General features: G+C 50.5%; 15 protein-coding genes. 11 read left to right on the top strand and 4 right to left on the bottom strand.

Going from position 1 to position 16,057, the window contains the following annotated elements:
* Nucleotides 1-25 precede the first annotated feature (25 nt).
* Together ACQKPA_RS20875 and ACQKPA_RS20870 are read left to right on the top strand one after the other, a co-directional pair.
* Complete coding sequence (locus ACQKPA_RS20875; RefSeq protein ID WP_427494422.1) at nucleotides 26-151, top strand: hypothetical protein; 126 nt, start codon at nucleotides 26-28, stop codon at nucleotides 149-151.
* A 244-nt stretch (nucleotides 152-395) separates the two neighbouring features.
* Entirely contained in the window at nucleotides 396-1,283 is an 888-nt protein-coding gene (locus ACQKPA_RS20870) for a sugar phosphate isomerase/epimerase family protein (RefSeq protein WP_427494421.1), read from the top strand.
* Between the two features lie 291 nt (nucleotides 1,284-1,574).
* Here ACQKPA_RS20870 and ACQKPA_RS20865 read toward each other — a convergent pair whose 3' ends face one another.
* Together ACQKPA_RS20865 and ACQKPA_RS20860 are read right to left on the bottom strand one after the other, a co-directional pair.
* Complete coding sequence (locus tag ACQKPA_RS20865) at nucleotides 1,575-1,778, bottom strand: hypothetical protein (RefSeq protein ID WP_427494420.1); 204 nt, start codon at nucleotides 1,776-1,778, stop codon at nucleotides 1,575-1,577.
* Nucleotides 1,779-1,871: 93 nt separating this feature from the next.
* A complete protein-coding gene (locus ACQKPA_RS20860; protein WP_427494784.1) occupies nucleotides 1,872-2,714 on the bottom strand; it encodes a helix-turn-helix domain-containing protein in 843 nt (280 codons plus the stop codon).
* Between the two features lie 117 nt (nucleotides 2,715-2,831).
* Here ACQKPA_RS20860 and ACQKPA_RS20855 point away from each other — a divergent pair, with 117 nt between their 5' ends.
* The 6 genes from ACQKPA_RS20855 (at nucleotide 2,832) to ACQKPA_RS20830 (ending at nucleotide 12,128) form a co-directional block, all read left to right on the top strand.
* Nucleotides 2,832-5,084: an FAD-dependent oxidoreductase gene (locus tag ACQKPA_RS20855; protein WP_427494419.1), complete on the top strand. Its 2,253-nt coding sequence runs from the start codon at nucleotides 2,832-2,834 to the stop codon at nucleotides 5,082-5,084.
* Between the two features lie 61 nt (nucleotides 5,085-5,145).
* Nucleotides 5,146-6,690, top strand: a complete 1,545-nt coding sequence (locus tag ACQKPA_RS20850; RefSeq protein ID WP_427494418.1) for a response regulator transcription factor — start codon at nucleotides 5,146-5,148, stop codon at nucleotides 6,688-6,690.
* A gap of 41 nt (nucleotides 6,691-6,731) precedes the next feature.
* Nucleotides 6,732-8,513: a sensor histidine kinase gene (locus ACQKPA_RS20845; protein WP_427494417.1), complete on the top strand. Its 1,782-nt coding sequence runs from the start codon at nucleotides 6,732-6,734 to the stop codon at nucleotides 8,511-8,513.
* A 287-nt stretch (nucleotides 8,514-8,800) separates the two neighbouring features.
* On the top strand, nucleotides 8,801-9,703 hold the full coding sequence (locus ACQKPA_RS20840; protein ID WP_427494783.1) for an ABC transporter permease: 903 nt from the start codon (nucleotides 8,801-8,803) through the stop codon (nucleotides 9,701-9,703).
* Nucleotides 9,697-10,557, top strand: coding sequence for a carbohydrate ABC transporter permease (locus ACQKPA_RS20835; RefSeq protein WP_427494415.1), 861 nt, complete (start codon nucleotides 9,697-9,699; stop codon nucleotides 10,555-10,557). The genes ACQKPA_RS20840 and ACQKPA_RS20835 overlap by 7 nt, the downstream gene beginning before the upstream one ends.
* Before the next feature lie 32 nt (nucleotides 10,558-10,589).
* A complete protein-coding gene (locus ACQKPA_RS20830; protein ID WP_427494414.1) occupies nucleotides 10,590-12,128 on the top strand; it encodes an extracellular solute-binding protein in 1,539 nt (512 codons plus the stop codon).
* A gap of 50 nt (nucleotides 12,129-12,178) precedes the next feature.
* On the opposite strand, the gene ACQKPA_RS20825 is transcribed toward ACQKPA_RS20830, so the two are convergent.
* Nucleotides 12,179-12,976 carry a helix-turn-helix domain-containing protein gene (locus ACQKPA_RS20825; protein WP_427494413.1) on the bottom strand — a complete coding sequence of 266 codons (798 nt, stop codon included), beginning with the start codon at nucleotides 12,974-12,976 and terminating at the stop codon, nucleotides 12,179-12,181.
* A 119-nt stretch (nucleotides 12,977-13,095) separates the two neighbouring features.
* On the opposite strand from ACQKPA_RS20825, the gene ACQKPA_RS20820 reads away from it, so the two are divergent.
* Complete coding sequence (locus ACQKPA_RS20820) at nucleotides 13,096-13,911, top strand: phytanoyl-CoA dioxygenase family protein (RefSeq protein ID WP_213646853.1); 816 nt, start codon at nucleotides 13,096-13,098, stop codon at nucleotides 13,909-13,911.
* 553 nt (nucleotides 13,912-14,464) lie between these two features.
* Here the strand turns inward: ACQKPA_RS20820 and ACQKPA_RS20815 are convergent.
* Entirely contained in the window at nucleotides 14,465-14,752 is a 288-nt protein-coding gene (locus ACQKPA_RS20815; RefSeq protein WP_427494782.1) for a helix-turn-helix transcriptional regulator, read from the bottom strand.
* A 266-nt stretch (nucleotides 14,753-15,018) separates the two neighbouring features.
* Here ACQKPA_RS20815 and ACQKPA_RS20810 point away from each other — a divergent pair, with 266 nt between their 5' ends.
* Nucleotides 15,019-15,228 (top strand): hypothetical protein, encoded by a 210-nt coding sequence (locus ACQKPA_RS20810; RefSeq protein WP_427494411.1) that lies wholly within the window; start codon nucleotides 15,019-15,021, stop codon nucleotides 15,226-15,228.
* A 93-nt stretch (nucleotides 15,229-15,321) separates the two neighbouring features.
* Nucleotides 15,322-16,056 carry a phosphonate metabolism transcriptional regulator PhnF gene (gene phnF / locus ACQKPA_RS20805; protein WP_427494410.1) on the top strand — a complete coding sequence of 245 codons (735 nt, stop codon included), beginning with the start codon at nucleotides 15,322-15,324 and terminating at the stop codon, nucleotides 16,054-16,056.
* The last annotated feature ends 1 nt before the right edge of the window (nucleotide 16,057 follow it).

Here is a 16,057-nt window from a genome sequence, read left to right as displayed (position 1 = left end):
ACCACGGTGCGATAAGCTCGGCTTCTTGGGGGCAGGAGTCTACGCTCAGGACACGGGGAGCCAGCTGCCGCCGGAACGTCGTTCCGGCATCCCGATCCGGAGCTTGATGGCAACGGCGGCTGGAGATGTTGAGCCGGGTTCCATAGGCTGAACTAGGACCACGGCCTGATCGCGAGTATCAATTCGGCCTATACCCTGCTCATTGCCTTCAGTCGGCCGGGCTCTTCTTTCCGCTATGCAATTGGATCCGATGGGCAGGCTGGACGAGTCAAGGCTAGAAACTTCCGCAATATTGAACTAGTAAAGCACAAGATAGGACGAGAAAGGGCAGGGAAATCTAGTTATACTAAACTTGCTTACGCACACTAAACGTTAAATCGGGAGTGGTAAACTACATGGCGAATGTATTGCGCATCGGAACGCTGGTTGGCGGCGGGGACGCTGTACGCGTAATTCCTCAGATTGCGCCCCACGGCTTTGAATCGTTCAGCCTTACCTTCTGGCAGACGACAGGTGCTACCGATCTTGTGGAGACGGCCAAGAAAGTTCGTGAGCTGCAAGCTGAACACGGTTTTATCGTGTCGACGCTTGGGATCTTCGGCAATCCGCTAACCGGAGAAGGCGGGAATGCTGATACTTTGGCGAGCTGGGAGCGTCTGATCGATCATGCCCATCTGTTCGGCACCGATATCGTTTCCGGTTTTACCGGACGATTAACGGGCGAATCCATCGAAGCCTCGATTCCGCAATATGCGAAGGTGTTCGGCGAGCTGTCCAAAAGAGCGGCGGATCAAGGCGTCCGCATTGCGTTCGAGAACTGCGACATGGGCGGGACATGGGAGACGGGGGATTGGAATATTGCCCATAACCCGACGGCGTGGGAGATGATGTTCAACGCCATCCCGTCGAACCATATCGGCCTGCAGTGGGAGCCCTGCCATCAGATGGTGTCGTTGATCGATCCGATTCCGCAGCTGCGGAAGTGGGTGGATAAAGTATTCCACGTCCATGGCAAGGATGCGACGATTGCTTGGGATATCGTGAGGGAATATGGAATTCACGGGCCGAAGCCTTATGTATGGCACCGTACGCCCGGATTCGGCGACACCGACTGGACCGACATCATCACGATTTTGCGGCAAGGCAACTATGAGGGAACGATCGATATTGAAGGCTGGCACGATCCCGTATATAACGGGGAGCTTGAGATGACTGGACAGGTTCATGCGCTTCATTATTTGAAGCGATGCCGAGGTGGAGATTTCGTACTGAATCCGGTGTGATTTCTACTACTTTAACAGTCGAGCGATAAGAATATGGTCCCATTGAAAGTCGCTATTTTAGCGGCTTTTTTATTTTACCGTTACTAGGTCTCGTCCTCAGCCAAGGACAAGAACTTGCCCGATTGCCGAAAAGGACAAGAACATGTTCCAATAACCGATTGGATAAGCATTTAACTACATTTTACTGCTTTAGATCATTAAGCCAACAGGCAGTATTAGTAAATAAAATAACAAAATATCTAATATTGTAATACCCGATGGTGTCCACATTATTGGTTTAGGCGAAGCAACTCATAACAATCCGGATCGGCTGCTTAGCATCTCCGTCTCCCTATACGAGAGAGACGATTCGTGGTGTCCGACAACGTCCAAGGCATACCACTGCCGGAACAGGAAGATCATCTTCGAGCAGTTCATCCGCGGCGAGAACAAAAAGCATGCCGTTCGCTGCCTGGCCTTGGCCATACGTTCAGCAGCCAGCAGGCGCAAGCTCAAGGCAGGCAGCTAACGCTTATGGAAAGCTCGGAACAAGGAACTGTATTTGTCCTTTCGCTTCCGACAATTGTATTGAGGGGATTGTGGCAGGCATTAGACCCGGTTCGTTTTCCGGTAAGCGGAAGGACTGACTTTCATCAGCTTCGAGAACACGCGGCTGAGGTAGAAGCCATTGTTGAAGCCGCAAGCTAATGCGATCTGCTCCAAATTCAGATGGGTATCGACGAGCAAGGACTTTGCTTGCTCCAGCCTAGTATGGCTTAAATAGCGTGAAGGAGTCATCCCCACGCTTCGGGTGAATCTGCGGGTGAGCTGAACGGGACTGATGCCCAGCTCGTCCGCAAGCACCAGCATGCTCATGTCCTTATAGGCGTTCTGCTGGATATAGAGCCGTGCCTGTTCCATCAGAGGATCGGCAGGTTCTTTGTCTTCGCCAACCACGCCGGCCGCTATCGACTGCAAACAAAACAGCCAAATATCGTTCAGCGCATGGTTTTGCCAATAGCTCCGCTGATCGATCTCCGCGGCAGCTTCGTCCTGCCTCTTGAAACATCTCAGATTATCGGCAAACCTCTCTTTATGCGTGACGACGGGCTTGTAGGCAGAAGCCGCCAAACGAAGGTGGACGTGCTGCTCTGCCTCTTGCCCTGGAACCGCCTCTCCCGATATAGAGCCTAACGAAAATCCGATGAAATGAAAGGACGGCGCATGGATAACGTCACGATGAAAATCGACGCCCGGCGGGCAAACGATGACGTCGCCCATCTGCGCTATTCCCTCGCTATCGCCGATCCCATAACGGAAGCTGCCGCCCTCCAGCGCAAATAGAACCCAATGTCCGTAGGTGTCCACGCTGTATTGAAATTTCCTCTTATGATTCCAAAAGACATGATGCATTAGGCTGGGATATAGGATGGAGCTTAGATTCGACATCATCACCGCAATCAGCCTCCAGAATGAAATAAAGTATATGCCAATATGATAGCGCAGTGCATGTTAAATAACGACCCCCTCGATTAAGATGATAGTAATTCCAGACTTGGGGGGATTCGATTGAAGTTTGAATTAGCAAAATCCGACATTACCGTTATTGGCGGAGGCTTGGCCGGCGTATGCGCTGCCGTTGCAGCCGCACGTCTAGGCCAAACCGTGTCGCTCGTGAACAACAGACCCGTACTCGGAGGCAATTCTAGCAGCGAGGTAAGGGTATGGGTATGCGGCGCTACGGCGCATGGAACGCAGCGTTATGCGAGAGAAACCGGCATTATGGGAGAGATGTTCGTCGAGAATCAATTCCGGAACCCGGATGGAAATCCGTATTTATGGGATCTTGTAGTACTCGAGACAGTCCGAGCAGAGCCGAACATTACCTTGTTTCTCAATACGGATGTGCACGAGGTCGAATCGGAGGGCGCGGAGGAGGAGCGCATCATTAAGTCGGTCACGGGTTGGATGATGGGCTCCGAGCGGAAAATCCGGTTTGAAAGCGATATGTACATAGATTGTACAGGGGATGGCCTTGCGGGTTTTCTGGCAGGCGCTAAATACCGGATCGGCCGCGAGGCTGCAGAGGAATACAACGAGGACTGGGCGCCGGAGACGGCGGACGATATTACGCTTGGCAGCACGCTCCTGTTCTATACGAAGGAGGCCGATCGGCCGGTCAAGTACATTCCGCCGAGCTTTGCGAAGGACATTACCCAAACGGCGATCCCGATGAAGCGGGTCATTCGCAGCGGCGACTCAGGCTGCCACTATTGGTGGATCGAATGGGGCGGCGAGCTGGATACGGTGCATGATAATGAACGAATTCGCGATGAGCTCTGGTCGGTCATTTATGGGGTATGGGATTATATCAAAAACTCAGGCAATTTCGATGCCGATCGCATGACGCTGGAATGGGTCGGATCGATCCCCGGCAAACGGGAGTACCGCCGATTCACCGGAGATTATATGTTGAATCAAAATGATATTATCGCGCAGGAGCCATTCACCGATCGCATCGCCTTCGGAGGCTGGTCGATAGATCTTCATCCCCCGCAAGGCATGTATTCGACGGAAAGCGGTTCGAAGCATTTATATTCGGACGGCATCTATCATATTCCATTTCGGTGTCTGTACTCCAGCAACGTCAACAATCTGATGTTCGCAGGCCGCGATATCAGTGCAACTCACGTCGCATTCGGCACAACGAGGGTAATGGCAACCTGTGCCGTCATCGGCGAAGCAGCTGGGAGCGGCGCCGCACTGTGCGTGCAGAAAGGGATATCGCCGCGTGAGCTGCACCGTGACCATATGAACGACCTGCAGCAGACAATGCTCAGGCAGGATGCGTCGATAATCGGGATCGCGGCAGACGACCCTTACGATCAAGCCAAATCGGCCCATATTACGGCATCCAGCACAATGACCAAAGTTTCGCTGACGGACTCAACCTATACGTACCCGTTGGACAAAGAACTGGGCATCCTGTTTCCAGTGAATCCCTCGCTTGAATCTGTGGAGTTGCTGATCGATGCGGCAAAGGCTGCTACTCTTGAAGTGGAGCTGTGGCATACTGATAAAGGTGAAAACTACGTGCCAAAGCAGATGGTGGCTGAAGCATCGGTGTCAGTAGCCGAAGGTACCGGGCAGTGGGTTAAGCTGGACCTGGTTTGGCAGCCCGATGCGGCCTGCAATGCATTCCTTATTATTAAGGCGAACGAAGCGATTCAGCTACACGGATCGGATTGTCCGATGACCGGCGTGCTGTGCTTTGAGAAGGGGCCAAAGCCGATCGTCTCTACTCTTTTAGAGGATCGCCAGCCGGATCAGCCGGTCGTACAGTGGAGCATGCGCCGTTGGAACCGCAAGCCGCTATGTCTGCAGGTTACGCCAAATACGGAAGCATACGCTGCCGCAGCGGTGACGGACGGGTATATTCGGCCGTTCGCCGGTCCGCATTTATGGATGTCCGAGCCGATGTCTCCAGGCAAACCGGAATGGCTGCAGCTGGAGTGGGCTGAAGTGCAATCGATCGCCGAGGTCCACGTCACCTTTAACGACGACGTCAATGAAGACTTAATAAATTTGCACCATCATCGCACCTCTTTCGAAGCGATTCCCGAGCTCGTTCGAGCTTATCGGATAGAGGCACTCATCGGTGAGGAATGGGTCACGCTGGCTGAAGAGAAGCACAACCATAAGCGCAAAAAAGTGCATAAGCTCAGCCGTTCCATCACGTCACATAAGGTTAGACTATGGATCGACGAAACGAACGGAGGACCACGCGCGGAGGTTGCCGAAATAAGAGTGTATGCTCTATAATAGAATAAACTAAATGACAGCGCTTTCAATTTATTTTATGAGCATTAAAGGAGAGGATATCATGGCCATAAAGCCGCTTGGCGTATTGATCGTCGAAGATGAAATTCCTCTGCGGCAAGAGCTTCGGATATTTCCATGGGAGGCGTGCGGAGCCGAATGGATAGGGGAAGCGAGCAATGGCTCGGAAGCGATGCAGTTATGTGCTGAACGCACGCCAGATGTCGTGATAACGGATATTACGATGCCGGTTATGGACGGCATTGCGCTCATTAGGGAACTCCGGAAGCGGCACCCGAACGTCCAGATCATATTGTTAACCTGTCATAGCGATTTTCATTACGTACAAGAAGCGCTCCATCTCGGAGCGCTTGAATATATTTTGAAGGTGTCATTGGAGGAAGAAGAGCTTAAGCAGGCGATGAACAAAGTGAGAGCTGCGGTCGTCAAGGAGCGCATGGTGCAGGAGCATGCGAGAAGGGAACAGAGGCAGCTGCTAGCCGCCTTATTCGGCAAGCTGCTTCACGGGCAAGAGCCAGCCGGCTCCGATTGGCAGTCGATGACGCTAAGCGTAGATCGTCCGATTCGACTGGTACGGCTTCAGCTAGACATTCCTCCATTAGCCTATCTGCCTGTGAAGGAAACGGTTCAGCAGAGGCTGACCGAGCAGGAGAACAGGGATCCAAACTGGCTGACTTGGCTGACGGTACGGGAGCGGGAATATTTTGTTCTGCTTGAAGGCAGAACTCCTCCCAATGCTGTTCTTGAATCACTCCGCACGGTCGTTCAACATTTGACGGAGCTGTTGAATCGGGAAGAGACCAAGCAGGAGCGGCGGGCCACAGCACATGCCCTATTTAGCAAACCGGTCGCATCGAAGGAAGGAGTTGCATTGGCGCTCGCCTATTCGAACGAGTGGAAAGATGCGCTGTTTTACGACCGATGTCCCGAGGAAAGCGCTGTGTACGCTCAGCATTCGTTGCCTCTATCGGATCTGACGGAAAAGAAAATGAAGGAATTAAACGAGCTTCTGAGAAAAGCATCATGGTCTCCTGCTAGCTTGAAGGAATGCTTGCTTGGCAAGTTCAGGGACTGGTGCATCGCAGAGAGAGTGAAGCCAACTCAACTGAAGGAGCGGATACTCCATTGGCAGGTTGATTGGCACAGACAGCAAGAGGGCGCTGAGCTGAGCGCAGCCCGTATGGGGCTATTAATGGACACAGGAACATTAGCTGAGATGATCGCGAATATCGTTCAGGATATGGAAGCTGCCGAGCTTGGGAAGTCGCGTTCGCGCTTCGAGATTCGTTTGGCCGTGCAATGGATCAAAGACCATCTCAAGGAGCCGATCTCGCTGCCCGTTATTGCGGAGCAGGTAGGGCTGAGCCCACATTATATCAGCAAATTGTTTCGCGAGGAAACGGGGAGTACGGTCAATCAGTATATTACCCGTCTTCGTATGGAGAAGGCGATCGAGCTTCTTAGGCATTCGAATAAGAAGGTATATGAGGTCGCGGAAGAGGTCGGCATTCCGAGCTACCGCTATTTTACCGTTACGTTTCGAAATTGGACCGGGGTATCGCCGACAGACTATAAACGGAATGGCTGAAAGCACGGGAGCGTAAGAACGAGCGCGAAGGAAGGGTGGAAATGACGAAACTGTTTCATTGGTATGCCAGCCTTGGTCTCGCTACCAAGCAGTTTATTTATTTGTTCATCGTGACGCTGCTGCTCGTTCAAGTGCTTGCATGGCGCAACCTCCACGAGGCTGAAAGTCTGCTTCAGAATCAAGTCATTCGCGATGCAGAGCTGCTCGTCAGCCGGACGAATCAATATATCGATGCAAGTTTGGACAGTGTGGAAAATATGCTGCTGCTACTCTCGACACGCGCCGATTTGCTGGAGGAAGGGAATGAGGAGGCAGCCGTCGAGACGCTTCGCAAGTTCGCGGGAATTAACAACTCCATTGCCAGAACGTTGTACATGATTCGAGCTGACGGCCAAGTATTTGCAAGCTCGCAGGTCGTACATGACATCATTGGCAATCCAAAGCTGAATCAGCTCTATGAGCTGGCGCTTATTAACTACGGGGCTATTAACGTGAGTGAACCTTATGATTCGCCAATGTCGGGGCGAACGCTTGCTTACGTATTGCCGATTGCGGATGCAGGCAATAAGGTGAAGGGTGTCGTAGTCGCCGAACTTAATCTCGATTTGCTCACGGAGCGTATTGCGCCGATGATCTATCAATCTTATATACTGTTTACGAAGGAAGGCAGCGTCATTAATCGGCTGGATTCCCGCGATAAGCTGCTCCCCTTCCAAGCCGCCTCGTATCCGCCGAAGCTGGAGGAGAGCTTTCGCGGGCAGCTCGCCTTGCTCAAAGTCGGCGTCAGCGGCATAGAAGGGGACTCCTTGAATCCACTCGTTGCCGTGAAGTCGACCAAAAACCGTCTAGGCTGGTCGCTTGCGGCGTTCATCGAAGAGGATTATTTCTATCAGGACCTGCAGAGGCTGAACAACAACTACCGAACCGCGAGTATCGTGTGGATCATTATGCTTCTGATCAGCGCGTATCTGCTCAGCCGATCGTTCACGCATCCGATTCGCCGATTTGTCGAGAAAATGGACCGACTTAACAACTTTGAGGTCGTGGCGAAGCTGCCTGTCACGAGAATGGACGAAATCGGCAGGCTAACGCAGAGCTACAATGCCATGCTCGAGAGGATTCAGAGCCTGCTCCAGAAGACGAAAAATGCGGAGGAGCAGAAGAAGGAATACGAGCTGAAGATGCTGCGAAGCCAGATTGCGCCCCATTTTCTGTATAATACCCTTGCCTGCATCAGCAGCTTGGCAAAGCAGCAGCGTATCGACGAGCTGCGCGATACGATTCGTTCGCTGGTCAAGCTGTTAAGCTTCAGCTTCGACAAGCAATCGGAATACGTATCGCTTGAGGAGGAGCTGGAAGGGCTGCGAATGTACATGCATATTCAGCAGGTGCGCTATGGGGAACAATATCAGTTTATGTTCGATATCAATCCTGACCTTCTGCAGAATCGCATACTTAAGCTTACGCTGCAGCCGCTCGTAGAAAACGCACTCTTCCATGGACTAACGCCGAATCACGGCGGGCTTATCGTCGTGAAAGGCGGGCTGAGGAAGGGGATGCTGAGACTCTATGTGCGCGATAACGGGATAGGTATCAAGCGGGAGAAGCGGAGCAGGCTGCTGTTAGAAAATCAGGACGGTGGGCTGAGCTCCATGTACCGGTTTACGGGCATCGGGCTGCGGAACGTGCATGAGCGGATTCGGATCCATCACGGCGAGACGTACGGCTTGCGGATCGGAAGCGCGGAGGGGGCAGGAACTGTTGTCCGCGTCGATATGCCCGTCCTGACGGAAAGCGACGAACGATTAGGTATTTGGCGTTAACCCAAAACGATTCTAAGGCTGTCACGTGGTTTTTCAGACCATTCGTGACAGCCTTTACTCATTAATCAAAATATGGATAATGATGCAGATGGATCCATATTCGAGGCTAATGTTTATGAAGGAAATACGTACATTTTTTACGTTTTTGTGTATATCGAGGAGACGTCAGTACCTTTATACTTACCTTATTGGAAGCGCATTCAAACTATGGAGGGATACGTATGGAAGCCAATCATAGCCTAACGCCAGCCCCTCGGATACGGCCTTCTCCGCGGACAAAGCTGCTTATGATTTTAAAATTGGCATGGCGGTTTAAAGCCTTTTACGTCATGCTGCTGCCCGGCATTATTTATTTTGTCATATTTCGGTACTTCCCGATGTACGGAGTCATTATTGCCTTCAAAGATTTTGCAATCCTGGACGGCATAACGGGCAGCTCGTGGGTCGATCCGTGGTATAAGCATTTTCAGAGCTTTTACAAGTCGCCTTACTTCAGCCAGCTGCTGACCAATACGCTGTTGATCAGCCTCTACAAGCTGTTATGGGGGACGCTGCCGCCGATCATGCTGGCCGTACTGCTGAACGAATGCCGCGTCCGCTGGCTGAAGTCGATCGTACAAACGCTGACCTACATGCCGCACTTCTTGTCTTGGGTCATTATTTTCGGCATTCTTTTGACGCTCTTCTCCCAGAACGGCGGTCTCATAAACCGCTGGATTGTAGAAGCGGGGGGAAGCTCAATCCCGTTTCTGACCTCAACGGAATATTTCCGCAGCATACTGGTCGGATCGGAGGTATGGCAAAATCTCGGTTGGGGTGCGATTATCTATTTAGCCGCGATGGCGGGCATCGATCCGACGCTATACGAAGCGGCGAAGGTGGATGGTGCGAGCCGAATGCGAATGATTTGGCATATTACGCTTCCTGGCATTAGAAGCATTATCGTCCTGCTGTTCGTTCTGAAGCTTGGCCATCTGCTTGACGCAGGCTTTGATCAAATTTACGTTCTGTACAATATTCAGGTGTACCCGGTTGCGGACATCATCGACACATGGGTTTACCGAACCGGTCTGCAGCAGCTTAATTTCAGCTTGGCGTCGGCAGTCGGATTGTTCAAATCGGTCATCGGACTCATCCTTGTGCTAGGTGCTAACCGCGTGGCGAAGAAATGGGGTGAGGGCATATGGTAAGAGGCCTCGATGATAAAATTTTTAACACCATCATATACGTCATTCTCGGAATATGCGGACTTGTCGCCATTCTGCCGATCCTTTATGTCGTATCCGTATCCATCACTCCGTTCGGAGAAGTGCTGCGTAACGGCGGATTCATATTGTTCCCGAAGGAAATTACGTTTTCCGCTTACCGCACGCTGCTGACGGAGTCCAATATTCCGAAGGCGTTCCAAATAACTGTTCTCATTACGGTGATCGGAACAGCGGTCAATCTCGTCTTGACGGGACTGATGGCGTACCCGCTCAGCCGCCGGAATTTGCCGGGAAGAAACTTTTTTCTGCTCATGATCGTGTTCACCTTGTTGTTCAGCGGAGGGCTTATTCCGACCTATCTGGTCGTTAAGTCGATGGGGCTGCTTGATTCTATCTGGGCGATGATTTTGCCAAATGCAATATGGAGCTTTAACGTACTTATTATGAAAAGCTTTTTTGAAGGGCTGCCGGAGGAGCTGTTCGAGTCGGCTCGAATGGATGGAGCAAAAGAGTTCCGTATCCTGCTGCAAATCGTTACGCCGCTTTCCGTTCCTGTCTTGTTGACTGTTGGATTATTTTACCTGGTCGGCCATTGGAACGAGTTTTTTCAAGCGATATTTTATGTGACCGATCGCACGCTGTATCCGCTGCAGGTCGTCGTCCGGGAAATTCTGATGCAAAGCCAGCAGCCGCTGGAGAACGCGGAAAATATGATGCCGACACAGACGATGCAAATGGCATCTGTCATGATTGCGAGCTTGCCGGTCATCGTGATCTATCCGTTTCTTCAAAAGCATTTTACAAAAGGAATGCTGCTTGGTTCGATTAAAGGTTAACCGATGAAACCATTCAGAGAGGGGTTTTAATCATGAAGAAATTAGGGACCTTGCTAGTAGCCGTTTCATTAGCGGGGGCCATGCTTACGGCTTGTTCGGGAGGAAACAGCAGCGATAATCCGGGAAACCATTCGGACGCTACCGCCAAGCCCGGAGCGGAAACGACGGAGCAGCCTAGCGGCAAACCGGTTAAGCTAGACATTATCGAGACGGGGAACAATCTCCCATCGCCCGATAAAGACATAATTAAGCAGGAATTGGATAAGGCGCTGAATATCGACCTGAACCTGACAGTGTATCCAGCAGCGGACGATTACAACAATCAACTAAACGTTCGGATGTCCTCGGGGAACTTTCCCGACCTGTTCATGGTCGACCGGCAGCAGCTAATTCAATTTTCCAAGCAAGGGCTGCTGCTCGATCTGACGCCGCATATGGATAAGCTGGAGCAAACGGGAGCGTTTATTGGGGAGGACAGCGTCAAGAAGGGGATGGTCGACGGGAAAGTATATAGCATCTCCAAATCTCCGCAAATCCCTTACAACACCCTATGGATCCGCAAGGATTGGCTCGACAAGCTGAAGCTGGAAGTGCCGACGACCGTGGAGCAGTTGGCTTCCGTTGCGGAAGCGTTCACGAAGAACGATCCGGATGGAAATGGCAAGCCGGACACCTTCGGTCTAACGGGCGGCAAGCTGAGCGCATTCTCGACCGTTTTCGGAGCCTTCGGCGTTGGAATGCCAGGCAATTTCTACGAGAAGGACGGCAAAGTCGTCAATGCGCTGCATGAACCGGCAATGAAGGATGCCTTGGCCTTTATTAAGGACATGATCGCATCTGGATCGGTTGATCCGGAGCTGCTCGCCAATAGCGGATTGCAGCATCAAGAGAAGGCGATCAAAGGGCAGGCGGGCATCGTCTATATCGATTGGCCGAACATGACGAAGGAGCAGTTCGTGGAACAAATCAAAACCGTTAATCCGAATGCGGAATGGCTGCAAATCGCCGCTCCTTCAGGTACAGGAGGACAATTTGACGGTTCATGGGATATCGGCGCGGCGCCTGGGAGATATGCCATTCCGAAAGCACTTGAGAAAGACCCAGAGAAACTGCAGCGGGTATTCGATCTGCTCAACTATATTTCGAATCCGGAAGGAGGCTCGCTGCTCGTGCAGTTCGGGGTGAAGGATACGCACTTCACACTTGAGGACGGCAAGCCGTTGATGACCGACAAAGCGGGCGAGGTCGGCCATTCTTGGCTGTACCAATTCACCGGCAGACCGGAAATGGAGTATTTGCAAGCAAAGTTCGCCGCACAATCGGCTGCAATCGAATTCGCGAACGATCAACCCCGTATTGAAGCGTTGAATGGATTTGTCGACAATCCGGAGGGGTATAACCCTGCCGATGCGAATCGGTACATGGAAGAGGAGATCGCGAAGTTTATTTACGATAAACGTCCATTGACCGAATACGATGACTTTATCAAGACGCTGGAAACGTCTATGAACTACAAAGTGTTAGTGGACAGCGCCATGGAACAGCTCAAGGCGCTCGGTTACGGGGAATAAATAACGGGAACGAAAGGCCGACCTCATCCAATGCTGGTCGGTCTGTTCTATCATACGCTATGAGTTTTTCGGTACGACGAAGGATTGACACCGCACAGTTTTTTAAAGCTTTTGCTTAAATGATGTTCGTCGGTAAATCCGCAATGCTCGGCGATTTGGGCAAGGGTAAGCGAAGAGTATACAAGGAGTTGCTTCACCTTGTCCATTCTAAGATTAGTCGCGTAGGCGCTTGGCGTTATGCGGAACTCGCGTGTAAACCGTCTTGTCAGCTGCACCTGGGTTAGACCAAGCTCCACAGCGATCGACTTCAACGACAGGCCGAATTCTGCTTGCTGCTGAAGCAGATGCAGGGCTCGCCCAAGGGTCGGATCCTCGCTGAACAAGTTCATCGTATACTGCTCGGATTGCTCGATCTGAAGCAAATAGAGCAGATCCTTGAGAAGATGTTTCTTGTACGAAAGCCCAATCCCTGCATGCAAGTATTGGGCTTCGCGAAATTGAGAGAGGGTGGATTGGAAGCGTTTGTTGTTCAATAGCCGAAGCTTGCCGATAGTAGGGAAATCCGCCACACGCAGCGGCTCCTCAAGGGAATTGATCCATTGAAACCCCATGAGATGGAACGATAAACCGTCCGTTTGCCGGTAGAAGGTTAGATCGGGCGGGCATAATACGATGTCATCCTTGACCGCCCTTCCGCTTTGGCTGCCCATTCTGTAATTAAAAGCGCCTTCTTCGACGATGAACAACGCCCAATGATCATATGTATCATGCGTTTTCTGAAATTGAGGGGTATCCTCCACGTAGACATGGTAATGCAGATCGGGATCCAGAAATCGGCTGAATTCCATTGCATGACAACACCTTTCATTGAATGAAATTATTTACAAGTAAAATCGACTTTTCTTACATTATAACATCATGGTCCGCCAAATATAATTAAATTAAATACAAGGAGGAGGTATAAAGGATGAAGACAGCCAATTTGGAAATACCGAAATTAATGGAGCAATTTCATGAACAAGGGTATTTGGTTATACCGGATATTTTGTCGCAGGAACAGGTGAGCCGGCTGAATGCCGCGATCGACGAAATTGTTTTGACGGAACCAGAAGCGCTTTCGCATAATATTTATAACAGCGTAGAACGCCATGCCGAGATCGCGGCATTAATCGATCAGCCTGCCATTCTTCCGTTAATCGTTAATTTGCTTGGCCACAACATTCAGCTTCATATCTCCCACCTCACGATCAGACAACCGAATCCAAGCGAAGCCCAAACGGCCACACATAGCTTTATCGATTGGCATCAAGACGGGCCGCATCCGCAGTTTCCTGTCATTAACGGCTTGACGGCAACCTATTATATTAAGGTTTGCTATATTTTGAGCGATATGTCGGAGCCGGATCGCGGCAATACGAAAGTGATTCCGGGCAGCCACAAGCAGCCGTACAATCCGAATCACAAGGATGTGCGCCAGCAGCTAGACGGAGAGGTACAAGTGTGCGGAAAACCAGGTGATGTCTTCGTGTTTGCCCAAAACTTGTGGCATGCTGGCTCGCCGAATCGCTCCGCATTCACAAGAAGGCAGCTGTTCCTCGGCTACAGCCCGATCTGGATGCGTCCTATCGACTATCATTCGGCGTCTGTGAGCCTGCTGAAGGACGCCGATCCGATACGCCGCCAGCTGCTTGGACAGATCAGCGACAATAAATTCAATTATTACGTTCCGGAGGATTCGATGGTACCTCTCAAATCCATGCTGATCCATCCATCCTCGCAGTAACCGATCTGTGTTTATCCACTCCTTTTAAGGTTATATCATAGTTATTACGTCTAGCCATGCTCAAGAGGCGATAAAGCTGGAACTCGAATCCAGGAAACTGCAACGAATAGTGCTTAATAATCGTCAACAAATTCTTAAAGTAAATGAAAGAAAATATCAACTTAGAGTTCAAAAGGCGAAGAAGTAGCACAGGGGCAAATAGTCAAAAACAAACTAGCGGTCTCAGAAGAAGCAGGTCTTAAATACTTGCTTCTTTTTATATTAATATTTTTCTACAAGCTAATGGATTGCTAAAGCTCAATACAACGGCAGCAAGAGCGGTGTCCAAAAGATTAATCCAAGGGAAAACAGAGCTCCGCAGGATACACCTACACGTGCTGAAGCTGTCGTAATCCTCTGGCAGGCTTTGCAGTATTTGAAGTTCATGAATTAGTTAGCTCGGCTCAACGATTTCGTTGAGCCGAGCTTTGTTTCATGGCTTCGTTATAAGCATGTACATACTGTCAGCATAATTTTGGGTCAGGTTGTTTTTATTTCCTGACGGCGGCAGGCTTTAGGTGTCACTCCGATATACTTCTTTGAATACAGTCGCAAAGTGTTGACTGGTTTTATAGCCCAGATCGTGAGCAATGTCCGTAATCGATGCCGGGGATTGAACAAGGAGCCGACAGGCTAAGTCCATTCGCGCCCGTTCCATATACGAGGCCGGCGACTGTCCTGCTGTATCACGAAACACACGAGAGAAATAGGATTCGCTCAAGCACAACTCCGCAGCCAACTGGCTGGTGGAGAACGTCCAGGAATGGGAAGCGTATCCTCTAGGAAACACGCTGCTGTCCATAATGAAAGAAAGCTCGGATTGACATATATTACGACTTCCCGGATAAGGACCTTCGTCTGCGTATATTGCAGTTATAACGGTTGAAAAGTTGTATATCAAAGTCTCCTATTAGATTCTTTATAAAATATTTACACTGACTTGACCTCCCCAACATGTAAACAACTTACGATAGTTGCAACTTGAGGAATGGAGGGAGTTCATGTTTCGGAAACGTATAATGACCATTCAATTGTAAAGAAAATATATTCGCCCAAGCCCGCAAATCCATGAAACGGCAGCAATCCGCAAAAACCTCAGCGGGGGAATGGACGGTGATCGGCGCATGCAGCCGTATCCAGGAGGTCGCTTCGGAGAATACAGTCGATAGACTGTTTGCCATCGATTGGTGGAACTGGACGAGAGAGCAGCTGGATGAGGGAGTTGATGATTTAGGCGACGTCGAAACGTTCATCGGGAAGTATGAATCGAAGCTCTGAACTTTATAAAGAGCCCCATTCCTCTTGATATTCCCCTGATGTCGACAAGTTACATTCGAATCAGAGCCGAGTCTGGATAGGAGGTGGACCATCGTGTACCAGACATTGGAGAAGAATGAACCGATTCCAAAATACATCGAAATTGCGGACATTTTACAGTCTGAAATTGAAGAAGGCAGGTATAAAGTCGGAGACAAAATCCCTTCGGAAGCGCAGCTGTGCCGCAGATTTCATGACAACCGCTATACGATAAGGCAAGCACTCGATCTATTGGTCAATACGGGAATCGTCCGTTCCCATCAAGGAAAAGGGCATTTCGTATGCGAAAAGCCGTTGGATATCCGATACACGATCACTTCGTCCATGCGTTTCTCCAAGATCATGAGGCAGGTGGGCTGCGTGCCGGAAGCAAAGGTGCTGAGGAAGGAAATTATGAGCCCGCCGGATCATATCAGGCAGACCCTCGATTTAGAGGAGGATACACAGGTATACCGATTAGATATTCTTCGGTATGCCGACGGAACTCCGTTAACGCTGAATGTCACCTGGCTTCCGGCTGATCTGTTTCCGGATTTGCTGTCGCGCTTGGAATCGCTGGTGTCGTTGTATTCCATTTTGGAGGATGAATACGGTGTCTTCCCGGTAAGGATGCGGTCAAATGTTCAAGCGATATACCCCAATGCAATTGAAGCGAGTTATTTACAAATTCCGCCGAATCAAAATTTGCTGCACATTGAAAGTGTAATGCGCGACAATTACGGCCGTCTTGTAGAGTACACCTCCGCGAAATACCGTGGAGATTTATGCAGCGTTTCAATTGATTTTTAAG

Origin of the sequence: Paenibacillus sp. NPDC093718 (assembly GCF_050279985.1) — a bacterium.
Taxonomy (GTDB): domain Bacteria; phylum Bacillota; class Bacilli; order Paenibacillales; family Paenibacillaceae; genus Paenibacillus_AQ.
This window is presented reverse-complemented; position numbering and strand designations above follow the sequence as displayed.